Source organism: Oleiphilus sp. HI0066, assembly GCF_001635725.1.
This window is the reverse complement of the sequence record NZ_LWFH01000762.1, coordinates 1-885: the sequence shown is the minus strand read 5'-3', so window position 1 is coordinate 885 and position 885 is coordinate 1. Positions and strand designations below refer to the sequence as shown.

At 38.3% G+C, this 885-nt stretch carries 2 protein-coding genes; both read left to right on the top strand.

All coding sequences use genetic code 11. The annotated features are described in order from the left end of the window. The coding region (locus A3738_RS31905; protein ID WP_231876599.1) for a hypothetical protein at positions 1–220 on the top strand (220 nt) is incomplete at its 5' end. A 414-nt stretch (positions 221–634) separates the two neighbouring features. Beyond that, positions 635–885 (top strand): hypothetical protein (locus A3738_RS31900; RefSeq protein ID WP_231876598.1); only part of this gene is annotated, 251 nt, incomplete at its 3' end.

The window sequence follows — 885 nt, the reverse complement described above, 5'->3', positions numbered from 1 at the left end:
TTGCCGTGCAGCTATGTCTAAATTACTATTTGATTTGTCGGTTAAAGCCCTAGATGCTGGATATGTTGGATTGTTTAAAGAGCTTTTTGACAGTTCGTGGACTAATCTGACAAAAAAAACAATGTTCTGCCGCTTAGTTTGGATTGCTCGCTATTGTTATTGCGCTCGATCGGTCATAAAGAAAAAGCTGGCTGAGAAAAGAAAATTAGTACTTGGTTGAGGGAAAGTGTGTTTGGGTCCGATGATATTTTGGAACCTAACAAGGCTTTTTCAAGATAGGTGTTAGACCCTATTAATAAAAATCGTCAACTAGTCTCTGGTCAGTCTGGTTTTATGGATTGGCAAAATAAGTTTTAGGCCATCAGCCTTATTCTATTTATGATATTCACCCTATATGCCACGTGTTTTCAGTAGCAAACTAAACTATCGACCAATTACTGTTTTGTTATTTGTTTTAACGTTCCTCTTTGTCTTTAGTGTGTCTTTCACTTTTTTGCCAACATACTCTGGTCGTTTGGTCCTGGCGTTCCTCCTTATCTTCTATTCAGGTATATGGTCGTTAAAGCAACGAGGTAGTTCGCCTACAAACTATGTTTACCTCGTACTTGGATTTTCTTTTTTCACGCTTTGGTGTGTGGCCATAACTAATGTTAGCAATGCCAACAATTTTTCAATAATGATTGCCTCGGCATTATTTCTTATTGAGGGGGTTGTAGGGACTCTGTTACTCGTTGGTTACTTGAACTACCATCAAGTTCAAGGCAGTCGATTGCTTTGTCTTCTTGTTGATGTGATCGCTTTACAGGCATTGTTTGTTGTAATTTACTTTGTTTCACCTAGTTTTAAGGAATTAGCTGCTTTCCTCGTACCAGCAGAGGAAAGTAA